The sequence below is a fragment of the Paenarthrobacter sp. NPDC090520 genome (assembly GCF_044769205.1).
Lineage (GTDB): Bacteria > Actinomycetota > Actinomycetes > Actinomycetales > Micrococcaceae > Arthrobacter.
Window position 1 is genome coordinate 516,265 of the sequence record NZ_JBIVXM010000001.1, and the last position, 18,676, is coordinate 534,940.

At 64.5% G+C, this 18,676-nt stretch carries 20 protein-coding genes and 1 riboswitch; of the genes, 17 read left to right on the top strand and 3 right to left on the bottom strand.

What is annotated here, in order from left to right; genetic code table 11:
- Positions 1–8: 8 nt before the first annotated feature.
- Positions 9–1,214: a signal recognition particle-docking protein FtsY gene (ftsY, locus tag ACIQTZ_RS02460; protein ID WP_402943187.1), complete on the top strand. Its 1,206-nt coding sequence runs from the start codon at positions 9–11 to the stop codon at positions 1,212–1,214.
- Here the strand turns inward: ftsY and ACIQTZ_RS02465 are convergent.
- A complete protein-coding gene (locus ACIQTZ_RS02465) occupies positions 1,211–2,446 on the bottom strand; it encodes an MFS transporter (RefSeq protein ID WP_402977202.1) in 1,236 nt (411 codons plus the stop codon). The two genes, ftsY and ACIQTZ_RS02465, sit on opposite strands and share 4 nt — an antisense overlap.
- A 216-nt stretch (positions 2,447–2,662) precedes the next feature.
- Between ACIQTZ_RS02465 and ACIQTZ_RS02470 the strand changes: the two genes are divergently transcribed.
- Complete coding sequence (locus tag ACIQTZ_RS02470; protein ID WP_400330487.1) at positions 2,663–4,000, top strand: ammonium transporter; 1,338 nt, start codon at positions 2,663–2,665, stop codon at positions 3,998–4,000.
- Positions 3,997–4,335 (top strand): P-II family nitrogen regulator, encoded by a 339-nt coding sequence (locus tag ACIQTZ_RS02475; RefSeq protein ID WP_017199639.1) that lies wholly within the window; start codon positions 3,997–3,999, stop codon positions 4,333–4,335. The genes ACIQTZ_RS02470 and ACIQTZ_RS02475 overlap by 4 nt, the downstream gene beginning before the upstream one ends.
- A 100-nt stretch (positions 4,336–4,435) precedes the next feature.
- On the opposite strand, the gene ACIQTZ_RS02480 is transcribed toward ACIQTZ_RS02475, so the two are convergent.
- Positions 4,436–5,836, bottom strand: a complete 1,401-nt coding sequence (locus ACIQTZ_RS02480) for a glucose-6-phosphate dehydrogenase (protein ID WP_402977204.1) — start codon at positions 5,834–5,836, stop codon at positions 4,436–4,438.
- 111 nt (positions 5,837–5,947) lie between these two features.
- On the opposite strand from ACIQTZ_RS02480, the gene ffh reads away from it, so the two are divergent.
- Together ffh and ACIQTZ_RS02490 are read left to right on the top strand one after the other, a co-directional pair.
- Positions 5,948–7,525 carry a signal recognition particle protein gene (gene ffh / locus ACIQTZ_RS02485; protein ID WP_400269101.1) on the top strand — a complete coding sequence of 526 codons (1,578 nt, stop codon included), beginning with the start codon at positions 5,948–5,950 and terminating at the stop codon, positions 7,523–7,525.
- Between the two features lie 59 nt (positions 7,526–7,584).
- Positions 7,585–8,307: an alpha/beta fold hydrolase gene (locus ACIQTZ_RS02490; protein ID WP_402977207.1), complete on the top strand. Its 723-nt coding sequence runs from the start codon at positions 7,585–7,587 to the stop codon at positions 8,305–8,307.
- Here the strand turns inward: ACIQTZ_RS02490 and thiC are convergent.
- Positions 8,290–10,113 carry a phosphomethylpyrimidine synthase ThiC gene (gene thiC, locus ACIQTZ_RS02495; protein WP_400330495.1) on the bottom strand — a complete coding sequence of 608 codons (1,824 nt, stop codon included), beginning with the start codon at positions 10,111–10,113 and terminating at the stop codon, positions 8,290–8,292. The two genes, ACIQTZ_RS02490 and thiC, sit on opposite strands and share 18 nt — an antisense overlap.
- Positions 10,108–10,215, bottom strand: a riboswitch (TPP riboswitch). It overlaps the preceding gene by 6 nt.
- A gap of 85 nt (positions 10,216–10,300) precedes the next feature.
- On the opposite strand from thiC, the gene ACIQTZ_RS02500 reads away from it, so the two are divergent.
- The 12 genes from ACIQTZ_RS02500 to ACIQTZ_RS02555 all read left to right on the top strand — a co-directional run bounded on the left by ACIQTZ_RS02500 (position 10,301) and on the right by ACIQTZ_RS02555 (position 18,600).
- On the top strand, positions 10,301–11,383 hold the full coding sequence (locus ACIQTZ_RS02500) for an amidohydrolase family protein (protein ID WP_402977210.1): 1,083 nt from the start codon (positions 10,301–10,303) through the stop codon (positions 11,381–11,383).
- Between the two features lie 78 nt (positions 11,384–11,461).
- A complete protein-coding gene (locus tag ACIQTZ_RS02505) occupies positions 11,462–12,334 on the top strand; it encodes a VOC family protein (protein WP_402977213.1) in 873 nt (290 codons plus the stop codon).
- A 112-nt stretch (positions 12,335–12,446) separates the two neighbouring features.
- Complete coding sequence (locus ACIQTZ_RS02510) at positions 12,447–12,887, top strand: hypothetical protein (RefSeq protein ID WP_402977216.1); 441 nt, start codon at positions 12,447–12,449, stop codon at positions 12,885–12,887.
- Positions 12,888–13,114: 227 nt separating this feature from the next.
- A complete protein-coding gene (rpsP, locus tag ACIQTZ_RS02515; RefSeq protein ID WP_017199647.1) occupies positions 13,115–13,534 on the top strand; it encodes a 30S ribosomal protein S16 in 420 nt (139 codons plus the stop codon).
- A gap of 1 nt (position 13,535) precedes the next feature.
- Entirely contained in the window at positions 13,536–13,778 is a 243-nt protein-coding gene (locus ACIQTZ_RS02520) for an RNA-binding protein (protein ID WP_347107714.1), read from the top strand.
- A 130-nt stretch (positions 13,779–13,908) separates the two neighbouring features.
- Positions 13,909–14,454 (top strand): ribosome maturation factor RimM, encoded by a 546-nt coding sequence (rimM, locus tag ACIQTZ_RS02525; RefSeq protein WP_402977219.1) that lies wholly within the window; start codon positions 13,909–13,911, stop codon positions 14,452–14,454.
- Positions 14,451–15,251 (top strand): tRNA (guanosine(37)-N1)-methyltransferase TrmD, encoded by an 801-nt coding sequence (trmD, locus tag ACIQTZ_RS02530; protein ID WP_402977222.1) that lies wholly within the window; start codon positions 14,451–14,453, stop codon positions 15,249–15,251. The genes rimM and trmD overlap by 4 nt, the downstream gene beginning before the upstream one ends.
- 250 nt (positions 15,252–15,501) lie before the next feature.
- Positions 15,502–15,855: a 50S ribosomal protein L19 gene (rplS, locus tag ACIQTZ_RS02535; RefSeq protein WP_090818948.1), complete on the top strand. Its 354-nt coding sequence runs from the start codon at positions 15,502–15,504 to the stop codon at positions 15,853–15,855.
- Positions 15,856–15,934: 79 nt separating this feature from the next.
- Positions 15,935–16,609: a signal peptidase I gene (gene lepB, locus ACIQTZ_RS02540; protein ID WP_402977225.1), complete on the top strand. Its 675-nt coding sequence runs from the start codon at positions 15,935–15,937 to the stop codon at positions 16,607–16,609.
- Positions 16,610–17,440, top strand: coding sequence for a signal peptidase I (gene lepB / locus ACIQTZ_RS02545; RefSeq protein ID WP_402977228.1), 831 nt, complete (start codon positions 16,610–16,612; stop codon positions 17,438–17,440).
- On the top strand, positions 17,441–18,199 hold the full coding sequence (locus tag ACIQTZ_RS02550) for a ribonuclease HII (RefSeq protein WP_402977231.1): 759 nt from the start codon (positions 17,441–17,443) through the stop codon (positions 18,197–18,199).
- A gap of 65 nt (positions 18,200–18,264) precedes the next feature.
- On the top strand, positions 18,265–18,600 hold the full coding sequence (locus ACIQTZ_RS02555) for a DUF2469 domain-containing protein (RefSeq protein ID WP_021470793.1): 336 nt from the start codon (positions 18,265–18,267) through the stop codon (positions 18,598–18,600).
- Positions 18,601–18,676: the final 76 nt, after the last annotated feature.

The window sequence follows — 18,676 nt, forward strand, 5'->3', positions numbered from 1 at the left end:
GTAGGGGAGTGAACGATTTCCTACCCATTATTCTGTCCATTGTCGCTGCCCTCGTGGTGGTCGGCGGACTGGTGCCGGTGCTGCTGAAGGCCCGGAAGTCCGGGGCGAAATATCCCGGAACGCGGGACGCCAACGACCCCCTCCAGTCGCCGGCAGCAGGCGGCGGAACCCTGGTGGAGGACCGTCCCGACGCCGTCAAGGCGCCGGCCCCCGAATTTGACGGCTCCATCGATGAGGCCGTGGCCCCGGATGACGCCGCCGGGCTGGAAACCATTGCCGTGGAGACCCCGGCTCCCGTCGAAGGCCGCCTGGCCCGCCTCCGCGCCCGCCTGGTGAAGTCCAACAACGTCCTGGGCAAGGGCCTCCTGGCCCTGCTCTCCGGAGACAAGATCGACGAGAACGTGTGGGACGAGGTGGAGGAGACCCTGCTCCTGGCCGACCTCGGTACCGAACCCACCATGGAACTGGTGGAGGCGCTCCGTGAACGCGTGAAGGTGCTGGGCACCCGCGACCCCGAGCACGTCAAGGCGATGCTGCGGGAGGAACTCATCAAGCTCGTGGATCCCGGCATGGACCGCTCGCTGAACGTCGCCCGCCAAGGCGACCGGCCCGCCGTCGTGCTTGTTGTTGGCGTGAACGGCGTCGGCAAGACCACCACGGTAGGCAAGCTGGCCCGTGTCCTGGTGGCCGAAGACAAGGACGTCCTGCTGGGCGCTGCCGATACCTTCCGGGCCGCAGCGGCCGAGCAGTTGGCAACGTGGGGCCAGCGCGTTGGCGTTCCCACGGTGAAGTCGGACATCGACGGCGCCGACCCCGCCTCCGTTGCGTACGAGGCCGTGAAGGCAGGCATCGACCAGGAAGTGGACGTGGTCATGGTGGACACCGCCGGCCGCCTGCAGAACAAGACCGGCCTCATGGACGAGCTCGGCAAGGTCAAGCGCGTCATCGAGAAGCTCGCCGAAGTGGATGAGGTCCTGTTGGTCCTCGATGCAACCACCGGACAGAACGGCCTGAACCAGGCACGTGTCTTTGCCGAAGTGGTGAACATCTCCGGCATCGTGCTCACCAAACTGGATGGCACGGCCAAGGGCGGAATCGTGGTCGCGATCCAGAAAACGCTGGGCGTGCCGGTCAAGCTCATCGGCCTCGGCGAAGGCCCGGACGATCTCGCTCCGTTCGAAGCCGAGGGTTTCGTCGACGCCCTGCTGAACTAGTCTTCAGCAACCACGGAGGAGTGCTTCGAGGGTTCACGCGCAGGCAGCCAGGCTGCAGCGGTGACCAGGAGCACTCCTCCTGTTATTCCAAAGGCCCAGCCGTAGCCTAGTTGGTCGGCCAGGAGGCCTGCGACCACCGGGCCGATGATCGCGCCAGTGTCCGCGGCCATCTGGAACACGGCGAGCACCTTGCCGCCGGAGCGTCCACGGCCAATGACGTCGGCGACGGCGGCTTGCTGGGCAGGGCCCAGCAGTCCCGAACCGAATCCGGCCACTGCCGAGGCTGCGAAGAACGCCGGGAGATCAGCCGTCAAGCCGATGCCCCCGGATGCCACGGCAGTGATCGCCAGCCCGGGGACGAGCAGGGGCTTGCGGCCCCAAGCGTCGGAAAGGCGCCCGGAAAAGGTCAGGGCCAAGGCGTTGCCCACGGCAAAAACAGCCAGGGCCCAGGCCGCAGTTTCCGGCCGTGACTGCAGCACGGCCGTGGCGAAGAGCGGGATGGTGGCCATGCGCACGCCGAAGGTCACCCAGCCATTGCCGAAACTCGAAAAGACCGCTGCCCGGTAGGCCGAGTCGCGCAGGGCTTCCCGCAAGGGCATGGCCGGAGCGTGACCGGCCTCCGGGCCATCCGTTCCCGCACCGCTGAGCATGGTCCTGACTACGAGGGCTGCCACCAGCAGCGCCCCCGCATAGGCCAGGAACGGCACCCGGAGCCCGAACCCGGCCAGGAGTCCGCCCACCACGGGGCCCAGCACGCTGCCGATCAGGAACGCCGACGCGTAGGCTCCCGAAACCCGGCCCCTGCGTTCGGGAGGCGCCAGCCTGATGAGCAGCCCCATGGCGGCAACGGTGAACATGACCGAACCGGCGCCGCCCAGTCCGCGGAAGACCAGCAGTTGCCAGTAGTTCTGGGCGAACGCGCAGGCCGCGGTTGACGCGGCAACAATCAGCAAGCCCGTGACGTAGACATTGCGCTCCCCGAAGCGGCCGATCAGCGCACCTCCGGCCGGCGCGAAGACCAGCCGCATGAACGCGAAGATGCTGACGATCACAGCGGCGGCTGTCGCGCCGACGTCGAACGTGGTGGCGAATTGCGGCAGCACCGGGGCCACCAGGCCGAAGCCCAATGCAATGAGGAACGCTGCGGCGAGCATCACCTTGATGTCGCGGGGGAGCGGTTCCCTGTCAGGCCTGATCCTTGGCTTCTCTGCGGATCGGGGCGACTGAGGCATGGGGTGCTGGTCCTTCATTTTCGGGGTGTGTGACGCATGAAACATATCCGTAACAACGCGGTGATGCACCATTTACGTTGGGGAGGTTGTTGTAACCGGCCCGCAATCTAATTCCTGCGCAGGTGAAACACTGCGGCACAAAACTCTATTGCAGGACGCAAAAGGCGTCAGGACAGCGGTTGGAACCGCAGTACTAGCAAGAGAGGAACGTGCACCATGGAACTTACCGCAGGTCACGTATGGGTCATGGTGGCGGCGGCGCTCGTGCTGTTCATGACACCTGGATTGGCATTCTTCTACGGTGGCATGACGCGTGCCAAGGCAGCCCTGAACATGATGATGATGAGCTTCATTTCCATCGGCATCGTCGGCGTCGTATGGGTGCTGTGGGGGGCATCCATGAGCTCCGGCGAAGGCTTCCTGCAGATCGTCGGCAACCCGTTCGCCACCTTCGGACTTGAGGGCGCCGGTTCGACGCCGGACGCGCTGATCAAGATCGGCTACGCAGCAACCTTCGCGATCATCACGGTGGCCCTCATCAGTGGCGCCATCGCAGACCGCGCCAAGTTCGGCGCCTGGACCCTCTTTGTCCCCGTGTGGGTCACCTTGGTTTACTGCCCGCTGGCCTACATGGTCTGGGGCGGCGGTCTCTTCGGCCCTGACGGCGCAATCGGCCAGGCCCTGGGCCACGCGATCGACTTCGCCGGTGGCACCGTGGTCCACATCAACGCCGGTGTGGCGGCCCTCATCCTTGTCCTGATCATCGGCAACCGCCGCGGCTTCGGCAAGGATCCCAACCACCGGCCGCACAACATCCCCTTCGTCATGCTGGGCGCTGCCATCCTGTGGTTCGGCTGGTTCGGCTTCAACGGCGGTGCAGCTGCCACGGCCGAGCAGGGTGGCCTGATCTGGATCAACACCCTCGCAGCTCCCGCCGCAGCCATGATCGGCTGGCTCATCACTGAGCGTATCCGCGACGGCCACCCCACCTCCCTCGGCGCAGCCTCCGGTGTTGTGGCCGGCCTCGTGGCCATCACCCCGGCCTGTGCAGACGTCAGCCCCGTTGGCGCCCTTGGCCTCGGCGTGGTTGCCGGTGTGGCTTCGGCCCTGGCAGTCGGCCTCAAGTTCCGCTGGGGCTTCGATGACTCCCTCGATGTTGTTGGCGTCCACTTGGTTTCCGGCATCATCGGTACCGTGGCCCTCGGCTTCATCGCAGTCCCCAGCGAAGGGGTCACCCCGGGCGGCCTCTTCTACGGCGGCGGTTTCGCCCAGCTGTGGGCGCAGCTCGCAGTGGCAGGCATCGCCATTGTCTTCTCGGCCGTCATGACCCTCATCATCGCCCTCGCCATCCACAAGACCATGGGCTTCCGGGTCTCCACGGAGCAGGAGAACGTGGGCGTGGACCTCAGCCTGCACGCTGAAACCGCCTACGAGTTCGGCGTCAGCGGCCACGGTGGCAGCTTCCAGCCACTGCATGACCTGGTCACCGGCAAGTCCGAGGCAGCTGCAGAAACCAAGACCCCCGCCGCCGGCAAGGAGAGTGTCCAGGCATGAAACTCATCACCGCGATCGTCCGTCCGGAAAAGCTCGAAGCAGTCCGGGAAGGCCTGGAAGCCTACGGTGTCCAGGGACTGACGGTCAGTGCAGCAAGCGGCTACGGCCGGCAGCGCGGCTACACCGAGGTGTACCGCGGAGCCGAGTACAACGTGGACCTGCTGCCCAAGATCCGGATCGAGGTCCTTGCCACGGACGAGCAGGCAGACGACATCCTGGATGTCCTGATCGCCAGTTCCAACACCGGCCGTGCCGGTGACGGCAAGGTCTGGACCGTGGATGTCTACGAAGCAGTACGGGTCAGGACCGGTGAGCGCGGCGCCGCCGCCATCTAGGACCCGCCAACGGAAAGGGGCCGGATACCTTCAGGTATCCGGCCCCTTTTGCGTGCGGTGCCACCGGCGGAGGACGACGACGGCGGGACGCCGCGACTGCCTAGGCGTCGCCGTTGGCGGGCCAGCCCGCCGGCCCTGCGCTGCCGGCGTCGTACGATTCCAGCGGGACGGTGCCACGCGACCAGGAGCGCAGGACTGGTTCGACGATGCGCCAGCAGTCCTCGGCAGTGTCCCCGCGGACGGACAACAGCGGATCCCCGGTGAGGATGCCTTCCAGGACTTCGCCATAGGGCAGCAGGTCCGGGGCGTTCAACTCCGCCACGAGGCTGGCCCGGTCCAGGCTGAAGATGTCGCCCGGGCCGTTCACGTCCACATCCAGTTCCAGGACATCGGGTCCAAAGCCGATCCGGAGCTGGTTGGGGGAATCGACGCCGGAGAAGCCCGTGGGAAGGTGCGGAACGGGCCGGAAGGTGATCACGGCTTCCTTGCGCTTGCGGCCGATGGCTTTGCCGGAACGGAGGATGAACGGGACGCCTTGCCACCGCCAGTTGTCCACGCTGACCTCCACCTCGGCCAGCGTTTCCGTATTCCGTGCGGCGTCCACGCCTTCTTCGGCCGTGTAGTCCGGCACGGCCCGTCCGCCCAGGGTTCCCGCACTGTACCGGGCGCGACGCGTGCTCTTCGCATACGGTGCCTTCACGGTACTGGCACGCAGCACGGTGGCGATGGCATCGCGAAGGTCCCGCTCATGGAGGGTGGCGGGGGCATCGAGGGCCAACAGCGCCAGGACCTGGAGCAAGTGGCTCTGGATCATGTCCCGCAGGGCGCCGGCACCGTCGTAGTAGCGTGCCCTGCCCTCGAGGGCAAGGTCTTCATCGAAGACGATCTCCACTTTCTCGATGTGGTTGCGGTTCCACACCGGCTCCAGGAAACGGTTGGCGAAGCGCAGGCCAAGGATGTTGAGCACGGTCGCCTTGCCCAGGAAGTGGTCCACGCGGTGGACGTGGTCTTCGGGCACCAGGGTGGCCAGGGTCTTGTTGAGTTCCCGGGCGGATTCTTCACCGGAACCGAACGGCTTCTCCATCACCAGGCGGGTTCCCGTGGGTAACTGTTCGCGGCGGAGGACCTCGCAGGCTTTCTGGCTGATGTGCGGCGGCAGGGCGAAATAGATGGCAACCGGTCCCTCCAACTGTCCCAGGAGGTCTGCCAGCGGACCATCCGCCGTGACGTCCACCTGGTGGTAGCTGGTGGATCCGGCCACGGCGGTGAGGGACTTTTTGACCGTGGCGTCGGCTTTGGAGGCCGCCGCCGCGAAGGCCTCGTCCACCCGCTTCCGCCATTGGTCCGGAGTCCAGGGGTCCGATCCGGCGCCAACCAGCCGAAGACCGGCCGCACGGCCCGTGGCGAGGAGCCCGGCGAGGCCCGGCAGGAGCAGGCGGCCGGTCAAGTCGCCGGAGGCTCCGAGGATGAGCAACGTTTTCACAGTTGTTTTGTCGGTCACCGTGCCAGCATGCCATCTTGGAAGCGTGACTTGATACCCTAGATAGTCGAGTCCCCTCCGGTGTGCCGCATTGGCCGCCATCCGAAGACCATCGAAAGAAGTGCGCGGCGCGTGTTCAATTCACTCTCTGACCGGTTGACAGCAACCTTCAAGAACCTCCGTGGCAAGGGGCGTCTCTCCGAAGCGGATGTCGACGCCACCGTCCGTGAGATCCGCCGCGCCCTGTTGGACGCGGATGTTGCCGTGCCGGTGGTCCGCGAGTTCACCTCACGGATCCGTGAGCGGGCGCTCGGTGCCGAAGTTTCGGCAGCGCTGAACCCGAGCCAGCAGATCGTGAAGATCGTCAACGAGGAGCTCGTGGAGATCCTCGGTGGCGAAACACGCCGCATCCGCCTGGCCAAGAACGGCCCCACCATCATCATGCTGGCCGGCCTCCAGGGTGCCGGCAAGACCACCCTTGCGGGCAAGCTGTCCAAGTGGCTCAAGGCCCAGGGCCACAGCCCCCTGCTGGTGGCCTGCGACCTGCAGCGCCCCAACGCCGTCACCCAGCTCCAGGTGGTGGGCCAGCGCGCAGGTGTTCCGGTCTTCGCGCCGCATCCCGGTGCCACCTCGGAACTTGAGCACCCCGCGGGGGATCCCGTGGCCGTTGCCCAGGCCGGCGTGGCGGAAGCCCGCCAGAAGCTGCACGACGTCGTGATCGTGGACACCGCCGGACGGCTCGGCGTCGACGCCGAGATGATGGACCAGGCGAAGCGGATCCGCCAGGCGATCATCCCCAACGAGGTTCTCTTCGTCATCGACGCCATGATCGGCCAGGATGCCGTCAACACGGCCATGGCCTTCGACGAGGGCGTCAACTTCACCGGCATCGTGCTGTCCAAGCTCGACGGCGACGCCCGCGGCGGTGCCGCGCTCTCCGTTGCGTCCGTGACGGGCAAGCCGGTCATGTTTGCCTCCACCGGTGAAGGCCTCGACGACTTCGAGCTCTTCCACCCGGACCGCATGGCCTCGCGCATCCTGGACATGGGCGATGTCCTGACCTTGATCGAGCAGGCGGAGAAGGCCTGGGACAAGGACGAAGCGGCCCGGATGGCGAAGAAGTTCGCCGACCAGGAAGACTTCACGCTGGACGACTTCCTGGCCCAGATGCAGCAGATCCGCAACATGGGCTCCATGAAGAAGATGCTCATGATGATGCCTGGCGCCCAGAACATCCGCCAGCAGTTGGAGAACTTCGACGAGCGTGAGATAGACCGCGTCGAGGCGATTGTCCGTTCCATGACTCCGCACGAGCGCGTTGCGCCCAAGATCATCAACGGTTCGCGGCGGGCCCGTATTGCCCGGGGTTCCGGTGTCCACGTGTCCGAGGTCAACGGCCTGTTGGAGCGGTTCGGCCAGGCCCAGAAAATGATGAAGAAGCTTGCCCAGGGTGGAGGCATGCCGGGTATGCCCGGGATGCCAGGTCTGGGTGGCCCCGGTGGCGGCCGCAAGGGCGGCAAGAACGCGCCCAAGAAGAAGGCACGTTCCGGCAACCCGGCCAAGGCCGCGCAGGAATTGCGCGATGCCGAGGCAAAGCGGGCCGCAGCGGCTTCTGCACCGAAGGGCGCCGCTTTCGGCCAGGGTGCTGCGGACTTCGATCCGTCCTCGCTGAACCTGCCCAAGGGCTTCGACAAGTTCCTGGGCAAGTAGCCAGGTCCAGCCCAACTGCCGGCCGGTTGGATGTCGGTGCCGGGGAATAGGCTGATCCAATGCACAAGCAGCGCGTAGTTTTTGTCCATGGATTGGGCAGTTTCGGCGCGGCGGCGTGGCCGAAGCAACATGGCATGGCCTTGGACTACGACGCCCTGTTCCTGCGCCGCCACGGGTTCCACCCCGTGGCGGAACCCGAGGAATCGGATGTGGCTGCCGACGTCGCAATCCTGCTTGATTCGCTGGCCAGCTCCGGCGGTGGGCACGTGGTGGCACACGAGCAAGGCGCCATCTCCGCCATGCTTGCGGCGGTGGAGCGCCCGGACCTGGTGCATTCCCTGGTCCTTGTTGAGCCTGCGTGCCTGTCCTTGACAGCGGAGTTGCCCGCCACGGCTTCACACCGTGCCCTCATGGAACCGCTTTTCGAGATCCGGAACCAACTGAACGACGCCGACTACGAACGCGAATACTTCCGGCGCGCCTTTTCTGCCGAGGCCGGCGGGCAGGAAACACCCGAGGCCAGGCGTTCCGCCAAGAGGCTGCGGCTGCAGGCACCCCCGTGGGAAGCGCAACTGCACATCGTTCCGGGAGTACCTACCTTGGTCCTCACAGGCGGTTGGGAACCGCTCTACGAGGAGATCGCAGCATATCTGCAGGAAACCGGTGCCCTCCGCTGCGCGGCGGCGGGAGGGCACCGGCCCCAGGACTCGGCGGATGGAGACCGGATCATCCGGAAGTTCATCGCCGAGGTTGGGCGGGCCAGCTCAGTTCGCGCGTCCTGACCCTGCAGGCACCTGCAGCTCGGGCAGGTAGACCTTGCCTCCTGCCGCGAGGAACTCCTGGCTCTTTTCCCGCATGCCGCTGTACATGTCCGCAATCGCTGCCTGGGCTTCGGCAGAACCGTATTCATCCCGGATGTCCTGGCTGATGCGCATCGAGCAGAACTTGGGTCCGCACATGGAGCAGAAGTGTGCCGTCTTGGCCGGTTCGGCCGGAAGCGTCTCGTCGTGGAAGGATTCCGCGGTTACCGGGTCCAGGGACAAGGCGAACTGGTCCCGCCAACGGAATTCGAAGCGCGCCTTGGAGAGGGCGTCGTCGCGTTCGTTCGCACCGGGATGTCCCTTGGCGAGGTCCGCGGCATGGGCTGCGATCTTATACGTGATCACACCTGTCTTGACGTCGTCCTTGTTGGGCAGGCCCAGGTGTTCCTTGGGAGTCACGTAGCACAGCATGGCCGTGCCGTAGCGGGCAATCTCCGTGGCTCCAATGGCCGAGGTGATGTGGTCGTAGCCGGGCGCGACGTCCGTCACGAGGGGTCCCAGGGTGTAGAACGGGGCGCCCTTGCACAATTCCTGCTGCCGTTCCACGTTCTCCCGGACCAGGTGGAACGGGATGTGCCCCGGCCCTTCCACCATGACCTGGACGTCGTACTCCCATGCACGCTGGGTCAGTTCGGCCAAGGTGTCCAACTCGGCGAACTGCGCGGCATCGTTGGCGTCGGCGGTGGCACCGGGACGCAGTCCGTCACCGAGCGAGAACGCGACATCGTATTTGGCGAAGATTTCGCACAGCTCATCGAAGTGGGTGTAGAGGAAGTTCTCCTCGTGGTGGGCCAGGCACCAGCCCGCCATGATGGAGCCGCCACGCGAAACGATTCCCGTCACCCGGTTGGCCGTCAGCGGAACGTAGCGAAGGAGGACCCCCGCGTGGATCGTCATGTAGTCCACGCCCTGTTCGCACTGCTCAATCACCGTGTCACGGAAGATCTCCCAGGTGAGTTTGTTGGCTTCGCCGTTGACCTTCTCCAGCGCCTGGTAGATGGGAACGGTGCCGATGGGAACGGGGGAGTTCCGGATGATCCACTCGCGGGTGGTGTGGATGTCATCACCGGTGGACAAGTCCATGACGGTGTCTGCGCCCCATTGGGTGGCCCACTGCAGCTTGTCGACTTCCTCGGCGATGGAGCTGGTCACGGCTGAATTGCCGATGTTGGCGTTGATCTTCACCAGGAACGCCTTGCCGATGATCATCGGCTCGGACTCAGGGTGGTTGATGTTGTTCGGGATGATGGCGCGGCCGGCCGCTACTTCGCTGCGAACCAGTTCGACGTCGCAGTTTTCCCGCAGCGCCACAAAGCGCATTTCCGGGGTCACGATGCCTTGCTTGGCATAGTGCATTTGCGTGACGGTCCTGCCTTCGATGGCGCGGAGGGGAACGGGCTGGGCACCCTTCCATTCCGCCGAGGCCGCCCCGCGGCGGACAGCCGACTTGCCGTCGTCGAGCAGGTTGCGTTCGCGGCCGCTGTAGCTTTCCGTGTCCCTGCGTTCTTCAATCCAGGGCTGCCGGAAAGGACGCAGGCCCACTACCGGGTCGCTGCCTGGCCCGGCGGTGCGGTACACCTGCAAGGGAGCGTTGGCCTGGCCGTTCGGCGATGGTTCCAACGCGATTTCGGTGACCGGTACGCGGATGCCGTGGCGGGGATCTTCCAGCCAGGCCAGCGAATGGGACTTCAGCGACTGCGTGACCGTCTCCTCTGCCGTAGCAGACTGGTTTTGGGCAGGGCTGTGCTGTGTTTCTGTGGTGCTCAAGGATTACTCACTTCCTTCGCCGGCATTACCCGGACAGGTTCAACGGTCGCAGACTGCCTCAGTCCGATCTCAGCCCCTGCAAGGGCCCCCGTGTGGTCGTAGACGAAGCTACCACAGCTCCCTGGGTGGTCCCAGTCACAAGCCATCCGGCAGGGCGTGGCTCGTGGGGGAGCACTAGGCTTTTGCCATGGCGAACATCATCGAATTCACCGGTCCCGTGCTGCTCGGAGCCGAGGACGAGCGCCGGGGGCTATGGTCCGTGGATGGCCTGCTGACGTTCATCCGGCCCGCGGCCCGGCCGGACGCCGTGCTGGATGGCTGGGTCCTCCCGGGTTTCGTGGACGCCCACTGCCACATCGGCCTCGGTCCGGGCGGATCGGTGGATGAGGCGACCACCTTGGCCCAGGCGCAAACCGACCTCGCCGCCGGCACGCTGCTGATCAGGGACGCCGGTTCACCCAGCGATACCCGTTGGGTCCAGCAGCGCAAAGATCTCCCGCGGCTCATCCGGGCAGGGCGGCACATCGCGCGGAGCCGCCGCTATCTTCGAGGCCTGGGCCACGAGGTGGAGCCCGAAGAGCTGGTGGAGACAGTGCGCAAGGAAGCCCGCGCCGGCGATGGCTGGGTCAAACTGGTGGGCGACTGGATAGACCGTGGCGTTGGAGACCTCGCCCCGTCATTTCCTGCCGCCGTGGTCAAGGATGCCATTGCCGCTGCGCACGACGAAGGGGCCCGCGTGACCGCGCACTGCTTCGCCGAAGACACCGTGGACCAGATGCTCGACGCCGGCATTGACTGCATCGAGCACGCTACCGGTCTCTTGCCGCGGCATGTGCCCCGTTTGGTGGAGCAGCAGGTGCCGATCGTCCCCACGCTGGTGAACATCGCTACTTTTCCGGACATCGCCGCACAAGCAAGGCCCAAGTTCCCCGACTATGCGCAGCACATGACTGCCCTGTGGGAGCGGCGCCGCGAACGCGTCCTGGAGGCCTTCGAAGCAGGAGTCTCCGTCTACGCGGGTACGGACGCCGGGAGCGTCATCAACCACGGCCGTATCGCGGACGAAATGCAGGAACTGCACGACGCCGGCCTGCCGCCTGCCGCTGTGCTCAACGCTGCCACTTGGGGCGCCCGTGAGTGGCTGGGAGCCGACGCCATCAGCGAAGGCGCGAGTGCCGACGTCGTGCTTTGCGCTGCTGATCCGCGGCAGGAGCTGGCCACAGTCCACAAGCTGAAGAGTGTGGTGTTGCGTGGAACGGTGATCCGCTAGGAATAAATTGAAGCTTCAAGTAATTTAGATAAGTAGAACGCGCCGAACAGCGGCCACCTTCATTACCGGGAGTTTCATATGACCACCTCATCCACCCAGGACCTGCTGCCTGCCGAACTCACCATGGGCACGGTGATGCTCAAGGTCGGCGACATGAAAGTCATGAGCGACTACTACCAGCGCGCCCTGGGTCTCCAGGTGGTAGCGGAGCAGGACGGCGGAGTGTATTTGGGCCGCTTGGGCAAGCCTGTGGTCCACCTTGCCCCCGCTGCCGGCCTTCAGATCCCCGGTCGGGGCGAGGCGGGCCTCTTCCACACGGCAATCCTCTTCGAAGACCAGCCGTCTTTGGCCGCCACGATTGCGACCGCCGCGCAGTACGAGCCGCGGGCCTTCGTTGGCAGCGCGGACCATTTGGTGAGCGAAGCTTTCTATTTCACCGATCCCGAAGGCAATGGCATCGAGCTGTACTACGACAAGCCCCGCGAGGTCTGGCAGTGGGACGGGAAGAACGTGGTGATGGATAACGTGGCGCTTCCGCCGCAGGCCTACCTCCAGCAGTACCTGAGTGAAGAGGCTGTGACCGGACAGGCCCGGGCCGGCGCGGGGATCGGGCATGTCCACCTGCAGGTGGGTGACGTGGCCACGGCGCAGAAGTTCTACGTGGACACCCTCGGCTTCGAGCGGACGGCCGGGTGGCATGGCCAGGCGCTGTTCGTTTCGGCCGGCGGATACCACCACCACATGGCGATGAATGTGTGGAACAGCCGCGGCGCAGGACCGCGCCGCGACACCCTGGGCCTCGGTGAAGTGTTGATCGAAGTCCCTGGAGACGACGACGTGCAGGCCCTGGCTGACCGCCTCAAGGTCGCCGGGCTGCAGAGCCACCACACCGGGAAGGAACTGCGTTTCGAAGACCCTTGGCGGAACCACTTGCGGGTTGCCGTCCGCTAAGGGCGTGTCGCGCCCGTCGGGTGCCGGCTGCACTAGGCTGGGCAGTGGCGGGAAGGGAGCCTGCGGGTCCGTTTCCGCGACTTGTCAGCACGACGGAATGAGAGTAGTTCCCATGGGCTTTGCCGAAATTTTTGCAGCCACCCACGACGAAGCACTTAAGCGGGCCGCGGCCCTCGAAGGCGGCGCCGACGTCGCCGGGTCCGCCGTCCGGATCGATGGCATCACTGATTTCGAAGTTGAACAACTGGGCGATCTTGCCGGGCAGGCTGTGCATGCTGCCGGCGCCGATTACGAGCTGGCGTTGGTGGACGTCACCAGCGACGCGCTCCTGGGCGTCCCCGAGGCCATGGTGCGCGCGCTTGCCGAACTCCTCACTTATGAAAGCGAGGGCGACGGCAATGTCCTGGATGACGTCGCAGCCGCCTGGGCGGAGCAGGATGACATGCCGTTCGACGCAACCGCATCCCGTGGCTACGTCCAGCAGCTCGCCGCGCTGGCCACGGATGTGGAGAACGCGGACCGGGCCGGACTCTACGTCTGGTCGGTTGGCTGATCCTTTCACCACCTTGTGCCGTTGCCGGTGTGTGGGCAACGGCACACCGGGCTGGACCGGCCAAGTCGTAATTGCGCGTCCCATCTGGCACAATGGACAGGTACTCGATCGGTGCGGCCCCTCTCTCCGTGCACGTATCTTGTCCTTCGAACCCCTTAGTATGGCCCGCCCCACGGGTGCAGAACCTCGGGTTCACCCTCGTTTCAGAAACAGGAGTGACCACAAAAGTGGCCGTAAAGATTCGCCTTAAGCGCTTCGGTAAGATGCGCGCACCGTACTACCGCATTGTCGTCATGGATGCCCGCGCCAAGCGCGATGGCCGTGCCATTGAAGAAATCGGCAAGTACCACCCCACCGAAGAGCCGTCGTACATCGAGGTCGCCTCCGAGCGTGCCCAGTACTGGCTTTCCGTTGGCGCCCAGCCCACTGAGCAGGTTGCTGCGATCCTCAAGATCACCGGTGACTGGCAGAAGTTCAAGGGCCTGCCTGGCCAGGAAGGCACCCTGAAGACCAAGGCTCCGAAGGAAGCTTTCGTGGCTCCGGAGAAGGGTTCCGTCATCATTCCGGAAGCCATCACCAAGAAGGCCAAGAAGGACGAAGCCGAGGCTCCGGCCGAGGCTGAAGCAGAGACCACCGAGGCTGAGTAACTTGCTGGCAGAAGCGCTCGAGCACCTGGTCCGTGGGATCGTTGACAGTCCTGAGGACGTCAAGGTCAGTGCCAAGAACAACCGCCGCGGGGAATCCCTCGAGGTGCGCGTTCACCAGGACGACCTCGGCCGGGTAATCGGCCGCCAGGGACGCACCGCCCGTGCCTTGCGCACGGTGGTTGCAGCTTTGGCTGGTGGCGATCAGGTCAGGGTCGACGTCGTCGACACCGACCGTCGCCGGTAACGCGCTCAGCATCATTTGCCTTAGGTCCGGCCCCTTCACCGAATATGGTGGAGGGGCCGGATTGCTTTATCGAACAATCCAGCTGCCGCAGCCATCCGGCCTGCGGTCAAACCAGAATTCAGAGGAACCCATGCAGCTCCAGGTGGCACGGATCGGCAAACCCCATGGCATCCGCGGCGAAGTCACAGTCCAGGTGCTGACCGATGCTCCGTCCGAACGCTTTGTGGCCGGCACGGAATTCCTGGTGGAGCCCGCTTCCTCAGGACCGCTCACCGTCCGCAGCGCGCGTTGGAACAAGGAGATCCTGCTCCTCGGCTTCGATGAGATTGCGGACCGCAACGCGGCCGAACTCATCCGCGGCGCCAAGCTCTTCATCGAGACCGAAGACCTCGACGAGGACGCCGAAGAGGGCTGGTACGAGCACGAACTCGTTGGCCTGCAGGCCCGGGTGGGAAACCACACCGTAGGCAAGGTAGCGGCGCTGAACACCATGCCCGCGCAGGACCTCCTGGTAGTGGAGGGCCAGGATGGCAAGGAGATCCTGATCCCCTTCGTGGACGAGATCGTTCCCGAAGTGAACATTGAGGAAGGCTACATCCTCATCACCCCTCCGGCCGGCCTGTTTGAGATCAACGACGATTCAGCAGGAGAAGCCAACGGGGAGTCTCCTGAATGAGGATCGACGTCGTCAGTATTTTCCCGGAGTACCTTGCTCCGTTGGAACTCTCCCTCATTGGGAAGGCCCGCCAGGACGGCATCCTGGAGCTGAACGTGCACGATCTCCGCTCGTTCACCACAGACCGCCACCGCACCGTGGACGACAGCCCGTATGGTGGTGGCGCGGGCATGGTCATGAAGCCCGAACCATGGGCGCAAGCCTTGGAATCCGTAGCGCAGGGTGGCGCTGCGAAGCCTGTCCTCATTGTGCCGTCGCCCGCAGGGGAACGGTTCACGCAGGCGTTGGCCTATGAGCTTGCCGAGGAAGAGCAGCTCGTCTTCGCGTGCGGGCGGTACGAAGGAATCGACGAGCGGGTCATCGATTGGTCCCGCGACCATTTCACCGTCAGGCCCGTCAGCCTGGGCGACTACGTCCTCAACGGTGGCGAGGTGGCCGTGCTGGCCATGGTTGAAGCGATCGGACGGCTGCTGCCGGGGGTAGTGGGCAACCCGGAGTCGCTCGTGGAAGAGTCGCACTCCGACGGCCTTCTCGAATATCCGGTGTACACCAAGCCGTCCTCGTGGCGGGACCTCGACGTCCCGGAGATTCTCCTGAGCGGCAACCACGGCAAGATCGCCCAGTGGAGGCGGCACGAGCAATACCGCCGTACCGCTGAACGCCGGCCGGACCTCCTGGCGGAGTTCGACGCGTCAGGCCTGCTCCGCGCCGATCGCGCTGCCTTCGCGGACCTGGGGTACGACGTCGTGGATGGCCGCCTCCGTGCCCGCGGTGCTGACGACGACGAAAGCCGCTGACCGCCGTCGTGCATTCCACCCGGTGATTGGCCGGATTCTGCCGCATGTGGCAGAATTAACCCTTGTGTCTACTGGGCTGGCACCTGCCACAGGGGGAGCTTGACCAACAGTCGGACAACCGGCGACGCCAATCAGTGGCGAAGCCGGCCACGATGAATCTTCGGCGGAAATTTCCGCGGGCCACCGTGCCCCGGGCTTGTCCGCCGTGACCCAAAGTGAATGACCTGTGGCGTTCACCAGGAGTGGATTAATGCATATCCTCGATAGCGTAGATGCAGCCTCGCTGCGCAGCGATGTTCCGGAGTTCCGCGCGGGCGACACCCTCAAGGTTCACGTCAACATCATTGAAGGCAAGAACTCCCGTGTCCAGGTATTCCAGGGTTTCGTCCTGGGCCGCCAGGGTGACGGCGTTCGCGAAACCTTCACCGTACGCAAGGTTTCCTTCGGTGTCGGTGTAGAGCGTACCTTCCCGGTACACTCCCCGATCATCGACAAGATCGAGGTCGTCACCAAGGGTGACGTCCGCCGCGCCAAGCTCTACTACATGCGTGCACTGCGTGGTAAGGCTGCGAAGATCAAGGAAAAGCGCGACTTCGCCAAGTAAGTCCACCAACTTACGCAACGGGTCCAGGATTCGTGCCCGGGGTTCCGGAGCAATCCGCAACGCACCAGGGATACGAATCATGGACACAGCAGAACGCCAGCCCCGGAGACAGGGCTGGCGTTTTGTTTTGCTTGCACTGGTGCTTGCGGTAGCCATCAGTGGTTTGGTCCGGTCCCTGTGGATCGACGTTTACTTCATCCCCTCGGAGTCCATGGAACCGTTGCTGGAAACGGGGGACAGGATCCTCGTCTCGCGGACGGCTTTTGGTTCGGCACCCATCCGCCAGGGGGACGTCGTTGTCTTTGATGGCCGCGGTTCGTTCGCTCCCTTGAGCAGTGGAAAAGGCCCTCTGGTGGACGCCGTGGATGCTGCCGGCCAGTGGTTCGGCCTCACGGGCAGTGACACCACCTACGTCAAGCGCGTCATCGGACTGCCTGGCGACCACGTCCAGTGCTGCGACGCCTCCGGGCGGCTCACAGTGAACGGTCAGGTACTTGAGGAACCCTATGTTTACCCGGGAGACGAACCCAGCAAGCAAAAGTTCGACGTAGTGGTGCCCGAGGGCCGCCTCTGGCTCATGGGTGACCACCGTTCACGGTCGGCGGATTCGCGCGGCCTGCTGGGGGCACCCGGCGGGGGAATGGTGCCCCTGGACCGGGTTATCGGGAGACCGGTCCAGATCATCTGGCCACTTGATAGATTTGCAGAGATGCCTCGCTCCGAGCAGGCCGACCCATCGAAGAACGGACAGTAAATGCCGGACAGAGTTCCTGACAATCCCGAGGGGCACGACGACGACGCTCGGCTCTTGGACGGAACCAGCAACGCCGGCGAGTCCGCGACCGACCACGGTGGCGAGTCCGACGGCGGTGCTGCCGCCAACGGGGAGGAGGAACCCCAACAGCGTTCGAACGTCCTCCTGGTGTGGCTCAAGGAGATCGCCACGGTGGTGGCCATCGCCCTGGTGCTGTCCTTCCTGTTGAAGACATTCCTGTTCCGGGCGTTCTATATTCCGTCGGAATCGATGGAGAACACGCTGGATGTCTACGACCGCATTTTCATCAACCTCCTGGTGCCCGGACCCTTCGACCTTCAGCACGGGGATGTTGTGGTCTTCAAGGACTCGCAGGGATGGTTGACCCCGGTGGAAAAGAAGCCCGCGGGCCCCATGGACTGGGTGGGTGACAGCCTCGAATTTGTAGGCTTGATGGCCGACGACAATGAGCAGCATCTGGTCAAGCGGGTTATCGGCCTCCCTGGAGACCATGTGACGTGCTGTGACGCAGGTGGCCGCTTGAGCATCAACGGCGTGCCGCTGGACGAAACATACATCAACCCGGCCGAAGTCCCCAGGCCGGAGCAGTTCGACGTGGTTGTTCCCGAAGGCAAAGTCTGGGTCATGGGAGACAACCGCAACCACTCCGCTGATTCGCGCAGCCACCAGGAAATCAATGGTGGATTCGTTAACATTGAAGATGTGGAAGGCAAGGCAACGGTCATAGCATGGCCCATCAACCGATGGACCGTGCTGGACAATTACCCGGATGTCTTCAAGAACGTACCTGCCGCCACTCCGGGAAAGTAAATGGCAACTGCTCCGACCCGAACCAAGACCACGGCCGCACCCAAGGCCAAAGCCGCCGCCAAGAAGAAGCCCAAGACCGTGGTGGGATTCCCCACCCTGGACGTCGAGCGGTCTTTCCTTGCGTCCGGTGCCCGGCTCCTGGCCGGAGTGGACGAGGTCGGCAGGGGTGCTTTGGCCGGTCCTGTCAGCGTCGGAATTGCCGTGGTGGACCTTCAGGACCATGGCTTGCTTGCCGACGTCCGGGACAGCAAACTCCTCAAGCCTGAGGACAGGGACCGCCTTGAACCACTTGTTCGGGAATGGGCCGTTGCCAGTGCGGTGGGCCATGCCTCGTCGAAGGAAATCGATGAGATCGGCATCATCGCGGCGCTCCGGCTCGCTGGCACACGCGCCTGGTTCGAGATCCTGGCTGGCGGCGTCACCCCGGACATTGTGCTGCTGGACGGCAGCCACAACTGGCTGTCACCAGAGGTCCAAGCGTCCCTCTTCGACGCTGCTCCGGACGTGCCGGCGTGTGAGGCTCCCGTCCATACGCGCATCAAAGCCGACATGAGCTGCTTGAGTGTCGCTGCGGCCAGCGTATTGGCGAAAGTGGCCCGCGACCGGATCATGGTGGACCTGCACTCCGAACTCCCTGCCTACGGCTGGAACGAGAACAAGGGCTACGCCACTGCCGCGCACCGGGAGGTCATCCGGGTGCAAGGACCGAGTGCCTACCACCGCACCAGTTGGCACTTGACCGGCCCCGGCGACGCCTAAGCCTGGCAGATGCGCCAAACCCATAAGTGGCGCTTCGCGTCCGGTGAATGGTGCAAGATGGAACCATGAGCGCCGAAGACCTTGAGAACTATGAAACCGACATGGAGCTTCAGCTCTACCGTGAATACCGGGACGTTGTCGGGTTGTTCAGCTACGTTGTCGAAACCGAGCGGCGCTTCTACCTGGCCAACCATGTGGATCTTCAGGCCCGGAGCGCGGACGGGGAAGTGTACTTCGACCTCACGCTGCAGGATGCCTGGGTGTGGGATGTCTACCGCTCGGCACGCTTCGTGAAGAACGTCCGGGTGATCACGTTCAAGGACGTCAACGTCGAGGAACTCCCGCGCAATGAGGATCTTGCCCTGCCCAAGGATGGCGATCTGGGAGATCTCGGCAACTAGGCCTTTGCCGTTGCACTATTCCTCCACACCACCCGCCTTGCCAGCGTTTCCCACATAGCGTGGACTGAGCCTGCCT

Coding starts and splice junctions, on each gene's coding strand:
- ACIQTZ_RS02505 (WP_402977213.1), top strand. CDS start 11,462: ATGACCACCTCATCCACCCAGGACCTGCTGCCTGCCGAACTCACCATG.
- trmD (WP_402977222.1), top strand. CDS start 14,451: ATGAGGATCGACGTCGTCAGTATTTTCCCGGAGTACCTTGCTCCGTTG.
- lepB (WP_402977225.1), top strand. CDS start 15,935: ATGGACACAGCAGAACGCCAGCCCCGGAGACAGGGCTGGCGTTTTGTT.
- ACIQTZ_RS02475 (WP_017199639.1), top strand. CDS start 3,997: ATGAAACTCATCACCGCGATCGTCCGTCCGGAAAAGCTCGAAGCAGTC.
- ACIQTZ_RS02500 (WP_402977210.1), top strand. CDS start 10,301: ATGGCGAACATCATCGAATTCACCGGTCCCGTGCTGCTCGGAGCCGAG.
- ACIQTZ_RS02465 (WP_402977202.1), bottom strand. CDS start 2,446: ATGCCTCAGTCGCCCCGATCCGCAGAGAAGCCAAGGATCAGGCCTGAC.
- ACIQTZ_RS02490 (WP_402977207.1), top strand. CDS start 7,585: ATGCACAAGCAGCGCGTAGTTTTTGTCCATGGATTGGGCAGTTTCGGC.
- rimM (WP_402977219.1), top strand. CDS start 13,909: ATGCAGCTCCAGGTGGCACGGATCGGCAAACCCCATGGCATCCGCGGC.
- ACIQTZ_RS02555 (WP_021470793.1), top strand. CDS start 18,265: ATGAGCGCCGAAGACCTTGAGAACTATGAAACCGACATGGAGCTTCAG.
- ACIQTZ_RS02470 (WP_400330487.1), top strand. CDS start 2,663: ATGGAACTTACCGCAGGTCACGTATGGGTCATGGTGGCGGCGGCGCTC.
- ACIQTZ_RS02510 (WP_402977216.1), top strand. CDS start 12,447: ATGGGCTTTGCCGAAATTTTTGCAGCCACCCACGACGAAGCACTTAAG.
- rplS (WP_090818948.1), top strand. CDS start 15,502: ATGCATATCCTCGATAGCGTAGATGCAGCCTCGCTGCGCAGCGATGTT.
- ACIQTZ_RS02550 (WP_402977231.1), top strand. CDS start 17,441: ATGGCAACTGCTCCGACCCGAACCAAGACCACGGCCGCACCCAAGGCC.
- lepB (WP_402977228.1), top strand. CDS start 16,610: ATGCCGGACAGAGTTCCTGACAATCCCGAGGGGCACGACGACGACGCT.